The sequence below is a fragment of the Rouxiella badensis genome (assembly GCF_002093665.1).
Taxonomy (GTDB): Bacteria; Pseudomonadota; Gammaproteobacteria; order Enterobacterales; family Enterobacteriaceae; genus Rouxiella; species Rouxiella badensis.
Map to the genome: position 1 here is coordinate 25,161 of NZ_MRWE01000003.1, position 21,656 is coordinate 46,816.

Here is a 21,656-nt window from a genome sequence, read left to right on the forward strand (position 1 = left end):
TAATGTCAGTGAGGTGATGATGATCAATATTGACCTTTCCGATTCACCCTTTTTTGATGAGATGTTAATGGCTGAAGGGCAACACCGCAGTCATTACAAAGCCTACTGGCAATGGTTACAGCAGGCCGACCAACAGGCCGTGCAGCGCAAGAAAGAGGAAGCCGCGCTGTTGTTTCACCGGGTGGGGATTACCTTTAACGTGTACGGGGACGATGACGGCGCAGAACGCCTGATCCCTTTTGACAGCGTGCCGCGCATTATTCCGGCCAAAGAGTGGCAAATGCTCGACCGAGGCATTCGCCAGCGGGTGCAGGCGTTGAACTGCTTCCTGCATGATATCTACCACGACCAGAAGATCCTCAAGGCGGGTCTGGTGCCTGCCGAACAGGTATTGGCCAACGAGCAGTATCAGCCTTGCATGCAGGGTGTTGATTTACATCGGAATACTTACGCGCACATTGCAGGAACTGACATGGTTCGCGGGGGTGACGGCGAGTATTACGTGCTCGAAGACAACCTGCGCACCCCGTCCGGCGTCTCTTACATGATGGAAAACCGCAAAATGATGATGCGGCTTTATCCTGAATTGTTTAGCGAACAGCGGATCGCGCCGGTTTCCCGTTATCCTTCCCACCTGCTGCAAACGCTGCGTGAAAGCACGCCGGTGAACGATCCGACCGTCGTGGTGCTGACGCCGGGCCGTTTCAACAGCGCCTATTTCGAACACAGCTTCCTGGCGCAGCAAATGGGCGTCGAGCTGGTTGAAAGCGTGGATCTGTTCGTCAAGGAAGGTGCCGTGTTTATGCGTACCACCGCTGGTCCTTGCAAGGTTGACGTTATCTATCGCCGCCTCGATGACGCATTCCTGGATCCTCTGGCCTTCCGCGCCGACTCGATGCTCGGCGTGCCGGGACTATTGTCGGTGTATCGCGCCGGTGGCGTGGTGCTGGCCAATGCCATCGGTACCGGCGTCGCCGACGACAAGTCTATCTATCCTTATGTCCCGGAGATGATCCGCTTCTATCTGTCTGAGGATCCTATCCTCAACAACGTGCCAACCTGGCAGTGTCGTAAAGAAAAAGATCTCTCCTACGTGCTGGCCAATCTGGAACACATGGTGGTTAAAGAGGTTCACGGCGCTGGCGGATACGGCATGCTGATCGGCCCGAAAGCCACGCAGGCGGAAATCGCCACCTTTCGTGAGCTGCTCAAGGCCAGACCGGACAACTATATTGCCCAGAATACGCTGGCACTCTCGACCTGCCCGACCTTCGTGGAGGAAGGACTGGCACCGCGGCACATCGACCTGCGTCCCTTTGCGCTTACCGGTGCAGAAATTCGATTGGTTCCCGGCGGCCTGACCCGCGTGGCGCTGGCCGAAGGCTCATTGGTGGTAAATTCGTCTCAGGGTGGGGGCACCAAGGATACCTGGGTTTTGGAGGATGACGCATGCTAAGCAGAACAGCCAGTGAACTCTATTGGATGGCCCGCTATCTGGAACGCGCAGAAAACATTGCTCGCCTGATGGACGTCACCAACAAACTGTCGATGATGTCGATTCGCGACAGCAACCATGACCTGATGGTGCCGCTGTTCCTGACCGGCACCCAGTCGCTGTTCAACGAAACCTATCAGCAGGTCACCATGAATAACCTGCTGCACTTCTTTGCGCTCGACAGTAATAACCACAGCAGCATTTTCAGCTGCATGCAGATGGCCTGGAACAATGCCCACGCGGTGCGCGGCAGCCTGTCGTCCGAAGTCTGGGAAAGCATTAACGCCTCGTGGATCGAGATGAAACAGATCCGCCGTCAGGGCGTGGGATCCGCCGGTGCGGACAGCTTCTTTGACTGGGTCAAAGAGCGATCCCACCTGTTTCGTGGCGCGATGTTTGGCACCTTGCTGCGCAGCGATGCGCTGTATTTTATTCGTCTCGGTACCATGCTGGAGCGTGCGGACAGTACCGCACGCCTGCTCGAAGCGAAAAACCAGCTGCTCGACGCCGACGAGGATCCGGTGCGTGAATATTATCGGATGGACACACTGCTGCGAGCGGTCAGCGCCCGCGAGGCTTTTCATAGCCTTTATAAACAGCAGCTTAGCAGAGAAACCATCTCTGACCTGCTGATCCTGCGCCGCGAACTGCCTCGCTCGCTGCTGGCCTGCGTCGAGGTTATCACCGAACAGCTCGAACTCATCGGCGGCACCGCGGGCAATCTGCCGCGCCGTCGTGCTCATACCCTCCATGCCCAACTGCGCTTCTCAACGCTCGCCGAAATTCAGGAAATTGGGCTCAGCCAATGGTTGAACGATTTCCTCAGCCAAACTAATGCGATTGCCGAGAGCATTCACCATACCTATCTGGAGGCACAATGAAACTTAACGTCAGTCATAAGACGCATTACACCTATGCTCAGCAGGTCAAACGCAGCACCCAGTATCTGCGCCTGACGCCGCAGAACTCGAGCCACCAGAAAATCCTGACTTGGGAGCTTAGCCTGCCTGAATACGCCACGCGCACCACCGACGCCTATGGCAATGTGCTGCACGTATTGACCCTCGACCAGCCGCATCAGGCGATCACTATCGAAGCCAACGGCGTGGTCGAGATTGAGGACAACGCCGAGGACGATAACTTCGGCCATCTTTCCCCGCTGGTCTTTCTGCGCACCAGCCCGCTGACCCACGCCGACGGCGCGATTCGTGACTTCGCCTCGCGCTACTACCGTCCGCAGGCTCAGCATGAAAGCTTGTGCAACCTGATGGGTGAACTGCTGCTCAAGATGCCTTACAGTCCGGGCACCACGACGGTGAAAGACAGCGCCGCGCAGGCGTTTAGCGCCCAGCAGGGTGTCTGTCAGGATCATACCCACGTGTTCCTCGCCTGCTGTCGCAGTCTGGCAATTCCGGCGCGCTACGTCAGCGGCTATCTCTATAGCCAGGACAGCGAACACGTGGCGACCCACGCCTGGGCAGAGGCCTGGCTCGACGGGCGTTGGCAAAGTTTTGACGTGACCAATAATACTTGCCAGCCCAATCAACATTTGAAACTCGCTATCGGTATAGATTATCTTGATGCCTGCCCGGTGCGCGGCATTCGGTTAGGGGGCGGCTGCGAAGATATGCACACTATTGCGGCGGTGCAGATACTCGATGTTCCCCAATAACTTAAGAACAAAGTCTCACTAAATAGCCGTTGATCCATCACAACCCTGACTGAATATAGGTAACTGGTATGACTTACTGTGTGGCCATGCGATTGTCCTCTGGCCTGGTTTTTGTTTCGGACTCGCGAACCAATGCTGGGGTGGACCATATTTCCACTTTCCGCAAACTGCACGTCTTTCATCAGAGCGATGAACGCGTGATGGTGATTCAGAGTGCCGGCAATCTGGCGACCACACAGAGCATTCTCAGCCTGTTGCATCGTCGCTGTCTGGATCCGCAGATGCCCAATATGCTTAACGTGGAGTCAATGTACGACGCCGCGAGCCTGCTGGGAGAAACGGTGCGGGAAGTGATAGCTCGCGACAGCGGTGCCAATCAGGGGGGAATGACCGACTTTAGCTGTAATTTGCTGCTCGGGGGGCAAATCAAGGACGAAGGTCTGCGCCTGTTCCACGTCTATCCACAGGGCAATTTTATTGAGGCCACGCACGATACGCCGTATTTTCAGGTGGGTGAAAGCAAATACGGCAAGCCGATTATCGATCGCGTGCTGAGCTACGATACGGCGCTGGATCAAGCGATGCAGTGCGCCCTGATTTCGATGGATTCGACGCTGCGCAGCAACCTCTCGGTCGGTCTGCCGCTCGACGTGATGATCTATCCTAAGGACAGTTTCAGCACCGCGCAGCAATACCGTATCACCGAAGATCATCCCTATTTCGCCATGATCCGCAAAGGCTGGGGCGAAGGATTGCTGAGCATTTTTGCCCAGCTGCCGCCGCTAAAGCTCGATAACTGACGTGTTGCACGGCCTTCATGCTGAGGGCCGTTTTTTCAGGCTGCTTCGGCCTGTGCCTCTTCTTTCTTCTCCAGCTGGGTCTCGACCGCGAAAGGATCGATGCCGCGCCGCTGCATCCGATAGAAACGTACGATATTAAAACCGTTCATTATCAGGAAACTGCCCTCGATCAGCGTACCGCCAATCGATCCCAGCCAGACGTTATGCGCCACCCAGCCGCAGGTTGAGCACCACATGATACAGCGCGTTTTCATGCCGCTGGTGCGAAACAGCGCCCAGGTACTCACCACCGTGCCGATAACCGGCAGCAGCTCCATCAGGTGTTTGGCCTTGCCGAGGCCGAAGATAAGCGTGAGCGAGATGAAGACCAGCATCACCCACTGACTGCGGGTGCGTAGCGCCAGCTGAGTGCGGACGGCGTTGAGCAGCGCGGTGCTGCCTGCGGCATTGGCCCCCATCAGGATAAAATGCACGCCGATAATGGCGCTGTAGGCGGAAAGCTGTTGTTTAAAACGGCGATCGCTACGGTTGAAAAACATGGTAATACCCACGCAAAAAGCGAGTAAACCAACACCTTGAGCGAACCAGTAAAGCGACATAGTGCGACGTCCCCGTGATACCCGGAAAAAACCTTCTGTTTGTGTACCGATTGCGGGGGACGACAGGCAGAAAGCTGCGGCGTTTTTTAACAAAACGCCGCATTATGCTAGCCTTATTTAACAATTGTTACAATGTGACCCCGCTTTTAAAAATGGCTAATTCGCGAAAATCATTGAGCTCATTTTTACTCTGTTTGCCGTTGGCTATCTCTACGATCAACGAGACGAATTCGTCGAGCAACTGATCCATCGGCGTATCGTGGATCAAACGGCCCGCATCGAAATCAATCCAGTGCGGTTTCTTGTTGGCCAGCTCGCTGTTGGTCGCCAGTTTGATGGTCGGCACAAAGCCGCCATAAGGCGTACCACGACCGGTGCTGAACAACACCATATGGCAACCTGCTCCGGCCAGTGCGCTGGTCGCGACCGCGTCGTTACCCGGTGCGCTAAGCAGATTCAGCCCAGGCTGGCGAAGACGTTCGCCGTATTTCAGCACGTCCACCACCTGGCTCTGACCGGCCTTTTGCGTACAGCCCAGCGATTTCTCTTCAAGCGTCGTTATTCCCCCCGCCTTGTTGCCCGGCGACGGGTTCTCGTAAATCGGCTGCTGATGAGCAATGAAGTACTTTTTAAAGTCGTTGACCATGCTGACGGTCTTCTCAAAAGTCGCCTCATCACGGCAGCGGCTCATCAAAATGCGCTCGGCACCAAACATCTCTGGCACTTCGGTTAATACTGAAGTCCCCCCGTTAGCTATCACGTAGTCGGAGAAACGACCGAGCAGCGGATTCGCAGTGATCCCAGACAGCCCGTCTGATCCGCCGCATTCCAGCCCGAACTTCAGCTCGCTGAGTTTCCCCGGCGTGCGTTTATCGACCAGCATCGCCTGATAGAGTTCGTGCAGACGTTCAACGCCCGCCTCGACTTCATCATCAAATTTCTGACACACCATAAAGCGTACGCGCTGTTCGTCGACCTCACCGAGGGTCTCACGGAACACGTCAACCTGATTGTTTTCACAGCCCAGACCAATCACCAGCACCGCACCGGCGTTAGGATGACGGACCATGTTTTGCAACATAACGCGCGTATTTTCATGATCTTGTCCCAACTGTGAGCAGCCGAACGGGTGAGTGAAAATATGTACGCCATCGATCCCTTCCGCCTGCGCGGTTTCCTTAAGGAAACGTTGCTGGATCATACGGGCGATGCCGTTTACACAACCCACCGTTGGCACTATCCATAGCTCGTTGCGAATACCGACCAAGCCATTATCTCGGCGATAGATTGAGACCTCTCTGTCAGCCTTTTGCCCGGGAATCTGATTGAAGGCAGGCTGGTACTGATATTCATCCAGGCTATTGAGATTCGTCTTGGCATTCTGAGAATGGATATGCTCCCCGGCGGCTATTACGCTAAGCGCATGGCCAATCGGCAAACCGTACTTGATGATGTTCTCTCCGCTGTCGATGACCCGAAGAGCGAATTTGTGGCCACGCACTACCGGCTGAACCAGCTGAATCGCCTGACCGGCGACCTCAATCTGTTCCCCCTCGGCCAAATCACGCAGCGCAACGGCAACATTATCTGTGGAATGAATTTGAATCGTACTTTTCATAGACAACCTCTTAACCCTCTGCCGTAGCTGCTGCGCGCATTCCACGATGTTCTCTCGATATTCAGTACCGACGTGCGGGACTAATTCAGTTCGATGCCGAAATACTCTTTGGCATTGTCGAAACAGATATTTTTGACCATTTCGCCCAGTAGGTTGATGTCGTTCGGCGCTTCCCCCTCTGCAACCCAGCGACCGATCATCTGGCACAGGATGCGACGGAAATATTCATGACGCGTATAGGACAGGAAGCTGCGGCTGTCGGTCAGCATACCGACGAAGCGGCTCAGTAGACCCATGTTCGCCAGTTGCAACATCTGACGCTGCATGCCGTCCTTTTGATCGTTAAACCACCAGGCGGAGCCATACTGCATCTTGCCGCGTACGCCCTCGCCCTGGAAGTTGCCGGCCATAGTGGCAAGAACCTCGTTGTCGCGCGGGTTAAGCCCATAAAGAATGGTCTTCGGTAGGCCACCGTTTTTGCCCTGTGCGCCCAGCAAGCGGGACAGTGGCTCGGCCAGTGGCCTATCGTTGATGGAATCAAAACCAACGTCAGGACCCAGAACTTCGAGCATTTTGGTGTTGTTATTGCGCAGCGCCCCGATGTGGTACTGCTGCGCCCATTCACGGCGGTGATATTCAGAACCCAGGAACAGCAGCACAGCGGTCTTGAATTGCGCACTTTCTTGTTGAGTCGGCAGCTTGCCGCTCAGGCGACGCGTCAGAATCCCGTCCAGCGTTGTCTCATCGGCTTCGGCATACACCACCACGTCAAGCGCGTGATCCGACACCTTACAACCGTGCGCCGCAAAGTGATCCAGGCGTTTTTTCAAGGCGTCACACAGGGTGCTAAAACGGGAAATTTCGGTATCAGAAACCTGCGACAGGCGCTGCAGATAGTCATTAAATCCAGGAGCATCGATGTTAAAGGCTTTATCAGGCCGCCAGCTCGGCAATACCTTGATTTTAAAAGAGGGGTCATCAGCAATGACCTTGTGGTGTTCCAGCGAATCAACAGGATCGTCGGTAGTGCCCGCCATTTTGACATTCATCTGCTGCATGATCCCACGCGCCGAGAAGCTGTCCTGCGCCAGTTGCTCTTGCGTTTTGTCCCAGATTTCATCCGCCGTCGCCGGTGAAAGCAGCTTGCCTGTGATACCAAAAGGACGACGTAACTCGAGATGAGTCCAGATATACAGAGGATTACCCAGGGTGTGAGGAACCGTAGCAGCCCAGGCGTCAAACTTTTGCCTGTCGGTTGCGTCGCCGGTACACAGAGATTCCGCCACGCCGTTAGCCCGCATCGCACGCCATTTATAGTGATCGCCCTTCAACCAGATGTCATACAGATTCTTGAAACGATAGTTCTGCGCGATTTGCTCAGGCGGCAGATGGCAATGGTAATCAAATATCGGTTGGTCTTTGGCGTATTCATGATACAGGCGACGGGCAACTTCAGTGTCCAGCAGGAAATCTTCCGGTAAAAACTGCGACATGTTGGCTTCCTCTTGTTCCATTGCGATCTGATAAAGACCTGATTGAGTCCTGAGTTCGATCTGAGTTATCACTGCGTTAAACAAAGTTATCACACCAATTTAAGATACAGTCCAGCGCTATTTATGGCCTTTGCTGGCGTGATAATTGCGAAACAGATCACAAAAATACCCATAAATCACTGATTTTGATATTTTTGTCACATAAATCATTCTGAGCGCTATTATCCACACTCTTTAAAAGTGATTTTGTGATGTCACTCAAATTTTAAATCTGTATGACAAGTTATCTTGATTTCGCCCTGTGAAGATCAAGTTGTGATCGTTTGCCACAACGTTCAGCGGTTCACGCGGCATGGTTGTCCCCTTGACGACGAGACCTGCAGACGTGCAATCCACAGCTTGCTTCTTTTATTGGAGAGATTTGAATGCGTAAGATCAAAGGGTTACGCTGGTACATGATCGCGCTCGTGACGGTTGGTACCATTCTGGGTTATCTGACACGCAACGCTATTGCCGTTGCGGCACCCACGTTACAAGATCAACTTCATGTCACCACTCAACAGTATTCGTATATTATCGCCGCCTACTCCGCCTGCTACACCCTCATGCAACCCGTTGCCGGCTACGTGCTGGACATCATGGGCACCAAGGTCGGCTACGCGATGTTCGCCATTCTGTGGGCATTGTTCTGCGCCGCCACGGCGCTGGCCAGCAGTTGGGGCGGACTGGCTATCGCACGCGGCGCAGTAGGTATGGCAGAAGCGGCAATGATCCCCGCCGGTCTCAAAGCCAGCAGCGAATGGTTTCCCGCCAAGGAGCGTTCAATAGCCGTCGGCTATTTCAACGTCGGCTCTTCCATAGGCGGCATGATTGCGCCACCGCTGGTGGTGTGGGCGATTGTGATGCACAGCTGGCAGCTGGCGTTTATTATCACCGGCGCACTGAGCCTGATTTGGGCACTGTGCTGGCTGGTGTTCTACAAGCATCCGAAAGACCAGAAAAAGCTGAGTGAAGAAGAGCGTGAATACATTCTCGGCGGTCAGGAAACTCAGCATCACACGACCAATCAGAAAAAGATGTCAGTCCGGGAAATACTGCGCAACCGTCAATTCTGGGGCATCGCGCTGCCACGCTTTCTGGCAGAACCTGCGTGGGGGACTTTCAATGCCTGGATCCCGCTGTTTATGTTCAAGGTTTACGGCTTCAACCTGAAAGAGATTGCGATGTTTGCCTGGCTGCCCATGCTGTTCGCCGATCTTGGCTGCATTATCGGCGGATATTTGCCAACTTTGTTCCAAAAATACTTCAAGGTTAACCTGATAGTGTCCCGCAAACTGGTGGTCACCATGGGTGCGGTATTGATGATTGGCCCAGGCCTGATCGGTTTGTTCACCAGTCCCTACGTCGCTATCGCCCTGCTTTGCGTCGGCGGCTTTGCCCACCAGTCGTTGTCAGGCTCGCTTATCACGCTCTCTTCAGACGTGTTTGGCCGCAATGAGGTGGCGACGGCAAACGGATTGACCGGCATGGCAGCGTGGACAGCCAGTACGCTGTTTGCGCTGGTGGTCGGTGCACTGGCCGACACCATTGGCTTCAGCCCGCTGTTCGCCGCCCTCTCGGTCTTCGACCTGCTGGGCGCTATCATCATCTGGACCGTACTGCAAAATCGCTCCGCCGTTAACCCGGTATCCGTACCGATGCACGCGGCAAAAGCCTGAGTTTTTTCTTAGCCCGTCTTAATCTCCTGAGTCTTCTATGAAGAGATGGCGTCAGGACGGGCATTCCCTTTCCCCGATGACGCAATTGCTCGTATACTGGTATAACAAGTGGTCACAACCTCTCCTTATTCTTATTTTGCTAACCAAAGAGCCTTAACCATGGAACCGACCGAATCCAGACGTCTTTACCAACAGCTTGCTGCCACGCTAAAAGACCGCGTGGAGAAAGGCGTCTATCCCGTGGGCGAGAAACTTCCCGCCGAGCGCCTGATCTCCGAAGAGATGAGCGTCAGCCGTACCGTAGTGCGCGAGGCGATCATCATGCTGGAAGTGGAAGGCTACGTTGAGGTTCGTAAGGGGTCAGGCATACACGTGATGTCGAACCAGCAACGAAATCTGGTGGTGACCGACTCGGAAGGCGAGTTTGCGTCGGCGGGCCCGTTCGAACTGCTTCAGGCGCGTCAGCTCATCGAAAGCAATATTGCCGAGTTCGCGGCAACGCAGGTGACCAAACAGGACATCATACGCCTGATGGAGATTCAGGAGCAGGCGCGTCAGGAAGACCGTTTCCGCGATTCACAATGGGACCTGCAGTTTCACATTCAGGTTGCGCAATCCACGCAGAACAGTGCGTTAGCAAGCATTGTTGAGAAGATGTGGAGCCAGCGTCTGCACAACCCCTATTGGCGCAAGCTGCACGAGCATATTGATGAAAAATCGATTGAAAGCTGGTGTGAGGATCACGACCTTATTCTGAAGGCGCTCATCCGCCGCGACCCCAATGCTGCCAAACTGGCAATGTGGCAACATCTCGAAAATACCAAGCAAATGCTGTTTCGCGCCACCAGCGACGATTTCGAATTCAACGTCGACCGCTATCTTTACACCGAGAACCCGGTTGTGCATCTCGACTCTACGGTACTCGGTCAGAAAAAAGCCTAAACGGCACTCTCCCGCAACAAGTATTTCACTTTCCATTTTGTTAGCGGCGGCTTTCTGAAAGCCGCCTGCTGTCTACTTCGCGGCCCTCAGGCTGTCAAACTTCGTGCAGTAATGTCAGCCTGTGTAAAAACCCCCTCAAAAGTTAAACCAAAGCCCACTATTCGCCAGAATTGCCTGTTTCGATGATTGATACTTTGTTACAGTTAGACCAGTTTTCTTACGGCCTTTTGGCGAAAGCAACATTCTTGAATCGCGGGCATTCTTGGATCCCGGGCTTAGTGCATTACGGAGTTTCTTAGCCACATGGAAATTATCAGCTCACTCATGCATGCCCTTTGGCAGCAAGATTACGAGACATTGGCCAACCCCTCGCTGGTTTGGACTTTGTATATCGTGCTGTTCACGATTATTTTCCTTGAGAATGGCCTGCTGCCAGCGGCTTTCCTGCCGGGCGACAGCCTGCTGATTCTGGTTGGCGTACTGATTGCCAAAGGCGCGATGAGTTTTCCACTGACGCTCGTCCTGCTGACCACGGCGGCCAGTCTGGGCTGCTGGTTGAGTTACATTCAGGGCCGATGGCTCGGCAACTCCCGCGTCGTGCAGGGGTGGCTAGCGCATCTGCCCGTACAGTATCACGAACGCGCGCATCAGCTGTTTCATCGCCACGGACTGTCGGCGCTGCTGGTCGGGCGTTTTTTAGCCTTCGTTCGCACACTGTTGCCGACCATTGCCGGATTATCCGGCCTCAGTAACGCACGTTTTCAGTTTTTTAACTGGATCAGCGCCTTCCTGTGGATAGCGATTCTGACCAGTCTTGGCTATGCCATCGGCAAAACGCCGCTGTTTAGGAAGTATGAAGACCAACTAATGCTCTGCCTGATGCTGCTCCCGCTGCTGTTACTGGTCGTCGGTCTCTTAGGCTCGGTGGTGGTGTTATGGAAAAAGAAAAAGGCCAATCGCGTGGCTAAAGGCAAAAATGCATGAACTCGCAGCGCCTGACAGGATTTTACGCATGTTGAAATTCGCGTTCTCAAAAGGCTATATCCTCTGGCCACTGACATTTTTGGTTCTGCTGATGCTGACAACGGTCGGTGTTATTGCGTTTCCTAAAACTCCAGAAAACAGCGACGCGCTGAAAATCAGCCCTGCTCATACCGGTGAAGACTTACCCGATGGCTTTACGCTGTATCAGGGACTGAGCCAACGCGGCGTGGAGATCGAAAGTATCACGCCTGCCAACGGCAGCCTGGTTGTGAAGCTTCACTCCTCCATACAGCAGCATTTGGCGCAGGAAACCCTGAAGTCGATTCTGCCCTCTGGCTATAAAATTCAACCTTACAGTCATGAACCTTCCCATGAGTGGGCCAATAAATTTAACCGTGACCAGTCCCATTTCGGTTAATCAATTTCCCTATAATTTCTCACTTCTTTCTGTTTAAGAGTTCGCTTAATAGCCAATTCGCCTCCCCCTCACTATAGTTACCTTACAAAATCGTTTTTACCGTTCGGCCCGGCGTATGGGCGTTACCAAAACGACTGCCTCTGGCCTGCAAGGATTTTTACTAACAAGGATAAGACATGATGAAAACCACTTTAGCGACGCTTTTGGCCTTACCGGCGATCGCGCTGGCCACTTCAGCCTATGCGTCAACGCCCCCACAAACCTGTGCGACTAAACAGCAAGAAATAAAACAGCAGCTGGAATACGCCCATCAGCACAACAACAAAGAGCAGATCGCGGGGTTGCAAAAAGCGTTGACTGAAAGCCAGGAGCACTGCACGGAATCCGGTTTGCAGGCAGATAAACAACAAAAAATCGCCGAAAAACAGGAAAAAGTTAACGAAAGAACGCGAGAGTTGAAAAAAGCGCAGGCCACTGGCGACAAAGACAAAATTGCTAAACAGCAGAAGAAGCTAGATGAATCTCTGCACGAACTCAATGAGGTTTCGACACGTTAATCGTTCTATATTAACCGATTACCCAGAGAAATCGCATTTGCACTGCCGTTAAAATCCGCTATGTTTAATATTCTTATCATAAAGTTATGGAGTGACGAATTATGGCTAGTAACTCAACGTCCGACAATCTGCGTGCTGAACTGAAATCATTGGCAGATACGCTTGAAGAAGTGCTCCAAAGCTCCACGGATAAGCCAAAAGCCGAGCTAGACAAACTGCGCAGCAAAGCAGAAGGCTTACTGAAAGATACACGTTCACGTCTGGGTGATACCGGCGAAAAACTTGCCAGTCAAACGAAAGAGATTGCAGGCAAAGCTGACGATTACGTTCACGACAAACCGTGGACCGGCATTGGCATTGGCGCAGCAGTCGGCCTTGTCATTGGCGTTCTTATAGCTCGCCGTTAATTATGGCTGAGACTCCAAAAACGCCACCACAGGGTCCGGGAAGGGGCATACTCGACAGCGCTCAGCGCATCGTGACGATTTTAGTCGGGATGGTTGAAACGCGACTGAGGCTGGTCGTTGTAGAACTTGAGGAAGAGAAAGCCAATCTTTTTCAGCTGCTGCTAATGGCCTGCATTACCCTGATTTTCACCGCATTTGGCTTGATGAGCCTGCTGGTTGTTTTATTCTGGGCGATTGATCCGGCCTATCGACTCATGGCAATGGGCACCACCACGGCAGTCCTGCTGCTGCTGGCGATTATTCTGGGCATTTGGACTATCAGTAAAGCTCGCCGTTCAACCTTGCTCAGCGCGTCTCGCAGACAGCTCAAGATTGACCGTGCCTTACTGGAGAAGGAAGACCTCGAATGAGCAAACCCTCGCCGGTAATCGAAAAAGCCAGATTGCTACGCAAGATCGAGCGCGAACGCGCCGATCTTGCGGTCGCCAAAGAAGAATGGCTGATAGCAACCACCAAGCTCGATCAAGTTTGGGTGAAAGTTGTCGATGCGCGTAAGTATCTGGTCGTCGCTTCTAGCGCGTTGGCTATTTACAGTATCCGACACCCTAGTCGCCTTATCCGCTGGTCAAAAAGAGCCTTTAGCCTATGGGGAACGGTGCGTCTGTTCCAAAAAACCTTCTCCAAAAACTGATTCCTACGCTCTTTTTCACCTCATCTCTTTCCGAATCATCAATTATTCTCACAAAACGCAATTTCTTCTCTGGGCAGATTGGCCAACGGGCTAACTGCCCGAAACTATTTCATTTAGTTATTAAATATTTACCTGTGCCGCTTTATGCCCGCCAAAAATCATTAGCAAACTAATTCAGTTTATTTGATGACTAAAGACAGTTTTACTTGCTAACAAAGTGAATTATTCCCCCTTATTATCAACTCCATCAACACAGACAAGGCTGAACAAGGGATACAAACCGGTTGAGCCTTAAAAAAAACCTAATATTAAAGCCAATTTTTTTGGTGTTAATCGGAGTCAATGATAATGAACAAAGTACAAAACGCTTCACTGGTGGTCACCCGTATCCTGATGCCAATCCTGTTTATCGTTGCAGGCTGGGGAAAAATGCACGCTTACTCTGCCACTGCGGCCTACATGGCTACAGCAGGCGTGCCGAGCTTCTTCCTGCCGCTGACCATCCTGCTCGAGTTTGGGGGGGGTCTGGCGATTCTGTTTGGCTTCTTTACCCGTACCACCGCGCTTATTACGGCTATCTTCACGATTCTGACGGCGCTGCTGTTCCACGTGGACTTCTCGGTTCCTGTTAACCAGATGATGTTCATGAAAAACCTGAGCATCGCAGGCGGCTTCCTGGTGCTGTTTGCTTCAGGTCCAGGCGCTTACAGCATCGACCGCCTGCTGAAAAAGAACTGGTAAGCTCCGCACGGCCTAAAGCCGGTGAAGAAAATGACAGGCTATACTTGAGTCAGTGAATCATCGGCAGGCATTATCTCGGGCGAGGTGAATTTTCACCTCGCCTTTATTAGATTTTATTTTCGCTTTTTATCAAAGTGATAGCCCGACGGCTTCGGGACCAAGAGGAGAGTCACCATGGGACAACTGGTCGAAGGTAAATGGCAGGACGTCTGGTACGATACCAAATCAACCGGTGGGCACTTTAAACGCTCGACGTCGCAGTTTCGTCACTGGATAACGCCTGACGGCGAACCTGGCCCACACGGCGTGGGAGGATTTACTGCCGAAAAAGACCGTTATCATCTCTATGTCTCGCTGGCTTGCCCCTGGGCACATCGCACGCTTATCATGCGTTCGCTGAAAGGCCTCGAACATCTCATTCCTGTTTCGGTGGTACATCCTTTAATGCTCGAAAACGGTTGGACCTTTGCCACCGATTTCCCGGCAGCGACAGGCGACTCGCTCTACCACCTCAACTATGCCTACGAGATTTACCTGCGCGCGCAAAACGATTACACCGGCCGGGTCACGGTGCCTATCCTGTGGGATAAGAAGCTGCAAACCATCGTTAGCAACGAATCAGCCGATATCATGCGTATGTTCAACAGCGCTTTTGATGCTGTGGGCGCGCGTGCAGGCGATTATTACCCACCCTCGCTGCGATCGGCGATTGATGAGGTCAATGAGTGGATCTATCCGCAGATCAACAATGGCGTTTACAAGGCAGGATTTGCGACCGGTCAGGAGGCCTATGACGACGCAGTGGACGGCGTATTTGCCGCGCTGGAACGTGCTGAGACCCTTCTCGAGAAGCAGCGTTATCTCACCGGCAATCAGCTGACCGAGGCCGACTTGCGCCTGTGGACCACGCTGGTGCGCTTTGACCCGGTGTATGTCACGCACTTCAAGTGCGACAGATACCGTATCAGCGACTACCCGAACCTGTACGGATTCCTGCGTGATATCTATCAGATGCCGGGCATTGCCGAGACGGTGGACTTCGCGCACATCCGCAATCACTACTACCGCAGCCACGCAACGATTAACCCCTACGGCATTATTTCTACGGGACCGGCGCAGGATTTAGACGCAGCCCACGGGCGCGATGTGCGGTTTGGTTAACCCGTTTCCCCCACGGCACTGTGGGGGGAAACGTTTATCGGGTGGCGAGTAGTTTAGGGATTTCTCTTAAGAACCAAGCCTTTGCCTCGCCCATGCTGTCGCGACGCCAGGCCATGATGATGTCCGCTTCGCGATTGTATTCTGCACTCACAACCCGCAAACGCCCCTCGGCAATATCCTGTTCCACCATCGGGTAAGGCATCGTCGCCACGCCGAGCCCGGCGAGCAGCGCCAGACGTTTTTCCTGCAGGCTGCTGACGGTCAAACGCTGTTGTTTATCAAGAAGTTGTACGGTAAGGACCGGGCGTTCTCGCGCCGTATCCGCAACCGCAATGCCGCGATATTTCACCCGGCTTACCTCGGAAAGCGGTTCCGCCTCGAGATGAATAGGATGGTCCGGGGCCGCGACGTAAACGCTCATCAGCTTATAAAGTTTGCGGCTGTTGATTTCAGACGAGGAGCGGAAGTGCATATCCGGTGCGATAACGATATCAGCACGGCCGTTTTCTAGCCTTTCCCATGCGCCCGCCAGCACTTCGGTGATAAGCGAGACCTGCGTATTGGCCTTGAGGGCCAGTTTCTCAATCAGCGGAAAAAGTTGAGCCGCGGGGGCCAGTGCCTCACACACGATGGTGATATGGGTCTCCCAACCGCGCGCCAACGCCTCGGCGTCAACGGTCAGTTTGTCTGCGGCTTCAAGCAATACGCGACCGCGCTCAAGCAGCATTCGGCCGACGTTGGTGAATTTTGTGCGATGCCCTGAACGGTCAAACAGCACGACATCCAACTCTTCCTCGAGCTTTTGCATGGTATAACTCAACGCAGAGGGTACGCGTCCGAGCTCATCTGCCGCCGCGGCAAAGCTTCCTCGACGGTCAATTGCATCCATAACTCTCAATGCTTCAAGAGTTAACGCTCGATCCTTAGCCATTATTTTTCTCTGTCAGGAAATTTGAATATAGCGACCAGATTAACTGGCTAACAATCATGCGTCCAGACGCTTACCATTTATCTATCGATTTATTTAACTGAGCCACCGGCCATGATTAAGAGCAGAACAGCACAAGAGTGCGGAAAAGCCGACTTTGGTTGGCTTCAGGCACGTTATACCTTTTCCTTTGGGCACTATTTTGATCCCAAACTGATGGGCTACGCGTCTCTTCGTGTCCTGAATCAGGAGATCCTCGCACCGGGTGCCAGCTTTCAGCCGCGCACTTATCCACGCGTGGACGTACTGAATCTGGTATTGCAGGGTGAGGCGGAGTATCGCGACAGCGAAGGCAACAGCGTGCGCGTCAGCGTCGGTGAGGCGGCGCTGTTATCGACTCAGCCGAACGTCAGCTACAGCGAGCATAACCTGAGTGCAAACAAGCCGCTCACGCGGATGCAACTCTGGCTGGACGCCTGCCCGGAGCATGAAAATCCGCTGATTCAGAAAATCGCAGTGGGCAATCAACGCCATCTGCTGCTGGCTTCACCGACCGGCGATGACAACAGCCTGCAATTGCGTCAGCAGGTATGGATACATCATCTCAATCTGAAAGCCGGTGAAAAGCAGGAATTTACGCTTCACGGACCGCGCGCGTACCTGCAATCGATTCACGGTCAGGCCGATGCGCTGGGTGGCAACAGCGATACCAGGCAGAGTCTGGTCTGTGGCGACGGTGCCTTTATTCATCAGGAACAGACACTCACTATCATCGCACGTACCCCGCTTCAGGCCTTGCTGATTGACCTGCCGGTGTAGGCGGCGATCCTAAAAAGCAAAACCCCGCGCCATGCCGGATGAATATCCTTTATGACGCGGGGTCTTATTCGATGAGTGGAGTTGACCGTTAAGCCGGGTTCTGTCGTGGACAGTCATTCATCTAGGCCAGCAATCGCTCACTGGCTCAAGCAGCCTACCCGGGTTCAGTACGGGCCGTACCATGTGAACCCCTATTTGGCCTTGCTCCGGGTGGAGTTTACCGTGCCACGGACTGTTGCCAGCCGCGCGGTGCGCTCTTACCGCACCCTTTCACCCTTACCTGATCCCACTTGCGCGGGCCATCGGCGGTTTGCTCTCTGTTGCACTTGTCGTAGGCTTGCGCCTCCCAGGCGTTACCTGGCACCCTGCCCTATGGAGCCCGGACTTTCCTCCCCTTCATCTGTCTCCCCCGAAAGGGACGGCAACGAAGCGGCGACTGTCTGGTCAACTCCGGCGCGGATTATAGGGGGTTCGCGCGCCGATGTATAGGGCCGATGTCGCGATAGGCTTACCTATCGTTCAAACCTTACTCTTCTTCGGCCTCATCCGCACCCTGTAGGTCAAGCGCGTAGCGATACAGCGCATTCTTTTTCACGCCGTGAATTTCTGCCGCCAGTGCAGCAGCCTTCTTCAACGGCAGCTCCTTTTGCAGCAGCGCCAGGGTACGTAAAGCTTCGGCGGGCAACGCTTCTGCGTCTGGAGTATGGCCTTCAACGATTAACACCATTTCGCCACGCTTGCGGACTTCGTCTTCCTGCACCCAGGCCAGCAGTTCGCCCACCGGCGCACCGTAAATCGACTCCCAGGTCTTGGTTATCTCGCGAGCCAGTACCACGTAGCGCTGAGGTCCCCAGACGGTGACCATATCCTGCAAGCTTTCGAGCAGGCGGTGGGTCGATTCGTAGAAAATCAGGGTACGTGGCTCTTCAATCAGTGCCTGAAGCGTGTCTTTACGCGACTTGGTTTTGGCCGGCAGAAAACCCTCGTAACAAAAACGGTCCGATGGCAAACCGGCCGCACTCAGCGCGGCAATTGCCGCACAGGCGCCAGGCAGAGGCACAACGCGAATACCGGCCTCGCGGCAGCGGCGCACCAGATGATAGCCTGGGTCATTAATGAGCGGCGTACCTGCGTCGGAGACCAACGCAATGCTTTGACCTTCCTGTAGTTTTGCAATCAGATGGTCGGCTTTTTGCTGCTCGTTGTGGTCGTGCAGAGGATACATTTTTGCGCTGATAGCGAAGTGCTGGAGCAGCAATCCGGTGTGTCTGGTGTCCTCGGCGGCAATCAAATCCACACTGCTCAGCACGGCTAAAGCACGCTGCGTGATGTCTCCCAAATTGCCGATTGGAGTCGGTACCACATACAGCGTTGATGCAGAAATATCTGCTTGATCGTGTTGATTCATTGTTTCATCCGGATTGCCGATTTAATATTGAGCATCTTGAAAAAAACATCACTGGAAACAGCATGCCTTCCTCAACTACTTTTCGTACCCGCTCGGGGCGTTTGATCCCTGCCATTATTGTGGCGATGTTACTTGCCAGCTGCGCGAGCCAGGCACCACAGACGCCGACTGAAAGCGTGCAGGATGCCGGTACCGGCAGCGCCGATTATTATCTGAAACAGGCACAGCAGAGCAGTGATGATAACAAGGCTAACTGGCAATTACTTGCGATTCGTGCCCTGTTGCGCGAAAGCCGCGTGCCGGAAGCCGCCAGCCAACTGGCAAATCTGCCGCAGCAGAGCCTGAATGCCAGCCAGCTGCGTGAACAGCAGTTGCTCGGCGCAGAGCTGCTGGTGGCGCAGAAAAACTATCAGGCTGCCAGTAGCGCACTGGGCAAAATCGACGTCGAGGGTTTATCCAATGACCAGAAGTCTCGCTACTATCAGGCGCTGATTACCGCCAGTCAGGGCCACGCCAGCCTGCCGCTCATCCGTGCCTATATTGCACAGGAGCCATTGTTGCAGGGCAAGGCGCATCAAAACAATATCGACGCCACCTGGCTGTCGCTCACCCAGCTTTCAACCCAGGACGTCAACGGTGTCGTGATCAACGCCAACGAAAATGTGCTGCAGGGCTGGCTCGACCTGCTCAACCAATGGCAGACCAACAAACAAGATCCCGCCTTGCTGAAAGCCGGCATCCAGGACTGGCAGAAACGCTACCCGTACAACCCGGCCGCCAAAACGCTGCCGACGGCGCTGAACAACGTCGTCAACTTCAAGCCAGGCTCAACTGAAAAAATCGCCCTGCTGCTGCCGCTGAGTGGCCCGGCACAGGTTTACGGCAACGCGATTGAGCAGGGCTTTAATGCTGCGGTTAACGGCCAGGCGAACCCACCAGCTCCTTCTCAACCCGCTCAGCCTGCCGCCACACCGGCACCCGCGGCTGCGCCAGCGACCGACCCCAATGCCGCCGTCAGCACCTCGTCTCCTGACGTCACCGCCGCACAGGGCACGCCAACCGCCGCCCCTGCTGTACCCGCTCCGGCAGCGATACCTGCACCGGCAGCTGCGGTCGTCTCACCGCCAAACACCAACGTTCAGGTGAAGGTGTACGACACCAGCAGCCAACCGCTTCCTGCCCTGCTTGCGCAGGCCAAGCAGGACGGCGCAACGCTGGTGGTGGGTCCACTGCTGAAAGATCAGGTGACTTCGCTGAATTCTTCACAAACTACGCTGAACGTGCTGGCACTAAATCAGCCAGAGAATGCGCCGAACAGCCCGAACATCTGCTATTTTGCGCTTTCACCGGAAGATGAAGCCCGCGACGCGGCGCGACATATCTTTGCCCAGCACAAGCAAACGCCGCTGCTGATGGTACCTGGCGGTGATTTTGGCGATCGTATCGCGCAGGCCTTTGCCGATGAATGGCAAAAGCAAGGCGGTCAAACCGTGCTGAAGCAGACCATTGGTTCCTATGCCGACCTCAAGCAGCAGGTGAGCCGCGGCGGCGGTCTGCGTCTGAGCGGTACCCCGGTCACGTTGGCGAGCAGCACCCCGGCTCCGTCTGAAGGCGTCACCATCGGCGGCATTACCATTCCGTCACCGCCAACCGATGCACAGGTCACTGCGGGCTCTTCGGATACCTCAGGCAGCGTCGATGCGATTTACATCGTCGCGTCGCAGGATCAGCTGACGCTTATCAAGCCGATGATTGATTTGTCTATCAATACGCGCGTGAAACCGTCACTCTATGCCAGCTCACGCAGCTATCAGGCGGGTGCGGGTCCGGATTACCGTCTCGAGATGGAAGGTATGCAGTTCAGCGATATCCCGCTGCTGGCAGGTTCCAACCCAGGGTTGATGCAGCAGGCGACCAGCAAGTTTAATAACGACTACTCTCTGGTACGCCTCTACGCGATGGGCGTTGACGCCTTCAATCTGGCGAATCACTTTACCCAAATCCGTCAATCGCCTGGCTTCCAGCTCTCCGGCACCACCGGGAATCTGTCTGCCAACAGCAATTGTGTGATACATCGCCAGCTACCTTGGTTACAATACCGTCAGGGCACCTTAGTTCCTGTATCATGATATTTCTCTAGCGGAGAAGTATTTGAAGTACAAGGACGTACAATGAATGCAATTAGACTCACTCGCCGTCAGGTTGGCGCGAATTACGAGAATCAGGCCAGACGTTATCTTGAGCACGCGGGCCTGGTGTTTGTTGCCGCGAACGTAGCCTGTCGTGCCGGTGAGCTCGACCTTGTCATGCGGGACCAGCAAACCTGGGTGTTTGTTGAAGTACGTTACCGACGTAACGCGAATTTCGGCGGTGCGGCGGCCAGCGTGACATACTCTAAACAGCAGCGCCTGTTGCGCGCTGCGGCCTTCTGGCTTGCGCAACACAATGCGAGCTTTGACACATCATCTTGCCGTTTTGATGTTTTAGCCATCACAGGGCGCCAGCTAGAATGGTTGCCAGATGCATTCAATGCGCAAGGATAGTACCAAGACTGATGGACACCTGTAGGGGACTTACCCTGCGTGCCAACACCTTTGACTGACGAGAAAACAACGTGCTGGAAAGAATCAAAGCCTGCTTTACCGAAAGTATCCAAACTCAGATTGCAGCAGCAGAAGCCTTACCTGATGCCATATCGAGAGCTGCGATGACGCTTGTGCAGTCGCTGCTTAACGGCAACAAGATCCTTTGCTGTGGGAACGGAACCTCGGCAGCCAACGCTCAGCATTTTGCCGCTTGTCTGATAAATCGCTTTGAGACTGAACGTCCGAGCCTTCCTGCAATCTCACTCTCTGCAGATAACGTTGTTTTGACCGCTATCGCCAACGATCGCCTGCATGAAGAAATTTATGCCAAGCAAGTCCGTGCTTTAGGACAGGCTGGCGACGTATTGCTGGCGATTTCAACTCGTGGCAACAGTCGTGATATCGTCAAGGCAGTAGAAGCAGCGGTGACACGGGATATGACCATCGTTGCTCTTACCGGCTATGACGGCGGCGAGCTGGCAGGATTACTGGGCACGCATGACGTTGAGATCCGTATACCTTCTCATCGGAGCGCGCGCATTCAGGAAATGCATATGCTTACCGTTAATTGCCTCTGTGACTTAATAGATAACACGCTATTTCCACACCAGGACGATTAA

Annotated in this window: 23 protein-coding genes and 1 other RNA gene; 18 read left to right on the forward strand and 6 right to left on the reverse strand. The window is 54.0% G+C overall.

Annotation, left to right across the window (positions count from 1 at the left end):
- Positions 1 to 19: 19 nt before the first annotated feature.
- The 4 genes from BS640_RS02450 (at position 20) to BS640_RS02465 (ending at position 3,967) form a co-directional block, all read left to right on the forward strand.
- Entirely contained in the window at positions 20 to 1,456 is a 1,437-nt protein-coding gene (locus BS640_RS02450; RefSeq protein WP_017491696.1) for a circularly permuted type 2 ATP-grasp protein, read from the forward strand.
- On the forward strand, positions 1,450 to 2,376 hold the full coding sequence (locus BS640_RS02455; protein WP_017491695.1) for an alpha-E domain-containing protein: 927 nt from the start codon (positions 1,450 to 1,452) through the stop codon (positions 2,374 to 2,376). The genes BS640_RS02450 and BS640_RS02455 overlap by 7 nt, the downstream gene beginning before the upstream one ends.
- Positions 2,373 to 3,167 (forward strand): transglutaminase family protein, encoded by a 795-nt coding sequence (locus tag BS640_RS02460; protein WP_017491694.1) that lies wholly within the window; start codon positions 2,373 to 2,375, stop codon positions 3,165 to 3,167. The genes BS640_RS02455 and BS640_RS02460 overlap by 4 nt, the downstream gene beginning before the upstream one ends.
- Before the next feature lie 68 nt (positions 3,168 to 3,235).
- Positions 3,236 to 3,967 carry a proteasome-type protease gene (locus tag BS640_RS02465; protein WP_017491693.1) on the forward strand — a complete coding sequence of 244 codons (732 nt, stop codon included), beginning with the start codon at positions 3,236 to 3,238 and terminating at the stop codon, positions 3,965 to 3,967.
- 35 nt (positions 3,968 to 4,002) lie between these two features.
- Here BS640_RS02465 and BS640_RS02470 read toward each other — a convergent pair whose 3' ends face one another.
- From BS640_RS02470 to uxaC, 3 genes are all read right to left on the reverse strand, one after another.
- Positions 4,003 to 4,566, reverse strand: coding sequence for a YgjV family protein (locus BS640_RS02470; RefSeq protein ID WP_017491692.1), 564 nt, complete (start codon positions 4,564 to 4,566; stop codon positions 4,003 to 4,005).
- A gap of 127 nt (positions 4,567 to 4,693) precedes the next feature.
- Positions 4,694 to 6,184, reverse strand: a complete 1,491-nt coding sequence (locus tag BS640_RS02475; RefSeq protein ID WP_084911794.1) for a UxaA family hydrolase — start codon at positions 6,182 to 6,184, stop codon at positions 4,694 to 4,696.
- An 80-nt stretch (positions 6,185 to 6,264) separates the two neighbouring features.
- Positions 6,265 to 7,677, reverse strand: a complete 1,413-nt coding sequence (uxaC, locus tag BS640_RS02480) for a glucuronate isomerase (RefSeq protein WP_084911796.1) — start codon at positions 7,675 to 7,677, stop codon at positions 6,265 to 6,267.
- Between the two features lie 425 nt (positions 7,678 to 8,102).
- Here uxaC and BS640_RS02485 point away from each other — a divergent pair, with 425 nt between their 5' ends.
- From BS640_RS02485 to BS640_RS02530, 10 genes are all read left to right on the forward strand, one after another.
- Complete coding sequence (locus BS640_RS02485; RefSeq protein ID WP_017491689.1) at positions 8,103 to 9,395, forward strand: MFS transporter; 1,293 nt, start codon at positions 8,103 to 8,105, stop codon at positions 9,393 to 9,395.
- Positions 9,396 to 9,554: 159 nt separating this feature from the next.
- Positions 9,555 to 10,337, forward strand: coding sequence for a transcriptional regulator ExuR (exuR, locus tag BS640_RS02490; protein ID WP_017491688.1), 783 nt, complete (start codon positions 9,555 to 9,557; stop codon positions 10,335 to 10,337).
- Positions 10,338 to 10,640: 303 nt separating this feature from the next.
- Positions 10,641 to 11,321 carry a DedA family protein gene (locus tag BS640_RS02495; protein WP_017491687.1) on the forward strand — a complete coding sequence of 227 codons (681 nt, stop codon included), beginning with the start codon at positions 10,641 to 10,643 and terminating at the stop codon, positions 11,319 to 11,321.
- Positions 11,322 to 11,349: 28 nt separating this feature from the next.
- The gene (gene mzrA / locus BS640_RS02500; protein ID WP_017491686.1) at positions 11,350 to 11,739 is read left to right on the forward strand and encodes an EnvZ/OmpR regulon moderator MzrA; all 390 of its coding nucleotides are present in this window, start codon (positions 11,350 to 11,352) and stop codon (positions 11,737 to 11,739) included.
- Positions 11,740 to 11,918: 179 nt separating this feature from the next.
- Positions 11,919 to 12,296: a DUF1090 domain-containing protein gene (locus BS640_RS02505; protein ID WP_026110502.1), complete on the forward strand. Its 378-nt coding sequence runs from the start codon at positions 11,919 to 11,921 to the stop codon at positions 12,294 to 12,296.
- A gap of 101 nt (positions 12,297 to 12,397) precedes the next feature.
- Entirely contained in the window at positions 12,398 to 12,703 is a 306-nt protein-coding gene (locus BS640_RS02510) for an ElaB/YgaM/YqjD family protein (RefSeq protein ID WP_017491684.1), read from the forward strand.
- 2 nt (positions 12,704 to 12,705) lie between these two features.
- Positions 12,706 to 13,113: a phage holin family protein gene (locus tag BS640_RS02515; protein ID WP_026110501.1), complete on the forward strand. Its 408-nt coding sequence runs from the start codon at positions 12,706 to 12,708 to the stop codon at positions 13,111 to 13,113.
- Positions 13,110 to 13,394 carry a YqjK-like family protein gene (locus tag BS640_RS02520; protein WP_017491682.1) on the forward strand — a complete coding sequence of 95 codons (285 nt, stop codon included), beginning with the start codon at positions 13,110 to 13,112 and terminating at the stop codon, positions 13,392 to 13,394. The genes BS640_RS02515 and BS640_RS02520 overlap by 4 nt, the downstream gene beginning before the upstream one ends.
- A gap of 348 nt (positions 13,395 to 13,742) precedes the next feature.
- Positions 13,743 to 14,135, forward strand: a complete 393-nt coding sequence (locus BS640_RS02525; RefSeq protein ID WP_084911798.1) for a DoxX family protein — start codon at positions 13,743 to 13,745, stop codon at positions 14,133 to 14,135.
- Positions 14,136 to 14,309: 174 nt separating this feature from the next.
- Entirely contained in the window at positions 14,310 to 15,296 is a 987-nt protein-coding gene (locus tag BS640_RS02530) for a glutathione S-transferase family protein (RefSeq protein ID WP_084911800.1), read from the forward strand.
- Between the two features lie 34 nt (positions 15,297 to 15,330).
- Here the strand turns inward: BS640_RS02530 and BS640_RS02535 are convergent, their stop codons facing one another.
- Positions 15,331 to 16,227 (reverse strand): LysR family transcriptional regulator, encoded by an 897-nt coding sequence (locus BS640_RS02535; protein ID WP_026110500.1) that lies wholly within the window; start codon positions 16,225 to 16,227, stop codon positions 15,331 to 15,333.
- A 111-nt stretch (positions 16,228 to 16,338) separates the two neighbouring features.
- On the opposite strand from BS640_RS02535, the gene BS640_RS02540 reads away from it, so the two are divergent.
- A complete protein-coding gene (locus tag BS640_RS02540) occupies positions 16,339 to 17,043 on the forward strand; it encodes a pirin family protein (protein WP_017491679.1) in 705 nt (234 codons plus the stop codon).
- 73 nt (positions 17,044 to 17,116) lie between these two features.
- Here the strand turns inward: BS640_RS02540 and rnpB are convergent.
- Positions 17,117 to 17,495, reverse strand: an RNA gene (rnpB, locus tag BS640_RS02545) — RNase P RNA component class A.
- 74 nt (positions 17,496 to 17,569) lie between these two features.
- Complete coding sequence (gene rsmI, locus BS640_RS02550; RefSeq protein WP_017491678.1) at positions 17,570 to 18,451, reverse strand: 16S rRNA (cytidine(1402)-2'-O)-methyltransferase; 882 nt, start codon at positions 18,449 to 18,451, stop codon at positions 17,570 to 17,572.
- A 62-nt stretch (positions 18,452 to 18,513) separates the two neighbouring features.
- Here rsmI and BS640_RS02555 point away from each other — a divergent pair, with 62 nt between their 5' ends.
- From BS640_RS02555 to diaA, 3 genes are all read left to right on the forward strand, one after another.
- The gene (locus BS640_RS02555; RefSeq protein WP_084911802.1) at positions 18,514 to 20,580 is read left to right on the forward strand and encodes a penicillin-binding protein activator; all 2,067 of its coding nucleotides are present in this window, start codon (positions 18,514 to 18,516) and stop codon (positions 20,578 to 20,580) included.
- 42 nt (positions 20,581 to 20,622) lie between these two features.
- A complete protein-coding gene (locus tag BS640_RS02560) occupies positions 20,623 to 20,994 on the forward strand; it encodes a YraN family protein (RefSeq protein ID WP_017491676.1) in 372 nt (123 codons plus the stop codon).
- 71 nt (positions 20,995 to 21,065) lie between these two features.
- Complete coding sequence (diaA, locus tag BS640_RS02565; protein WP_026110499.1) at positions 21,066 to 21,656, forward strand: DnaA initiator-associating protein DiaA; 591 nt, start codon at positions 21,066 to 21,068, stop codon at positions 21,654 to 21,656.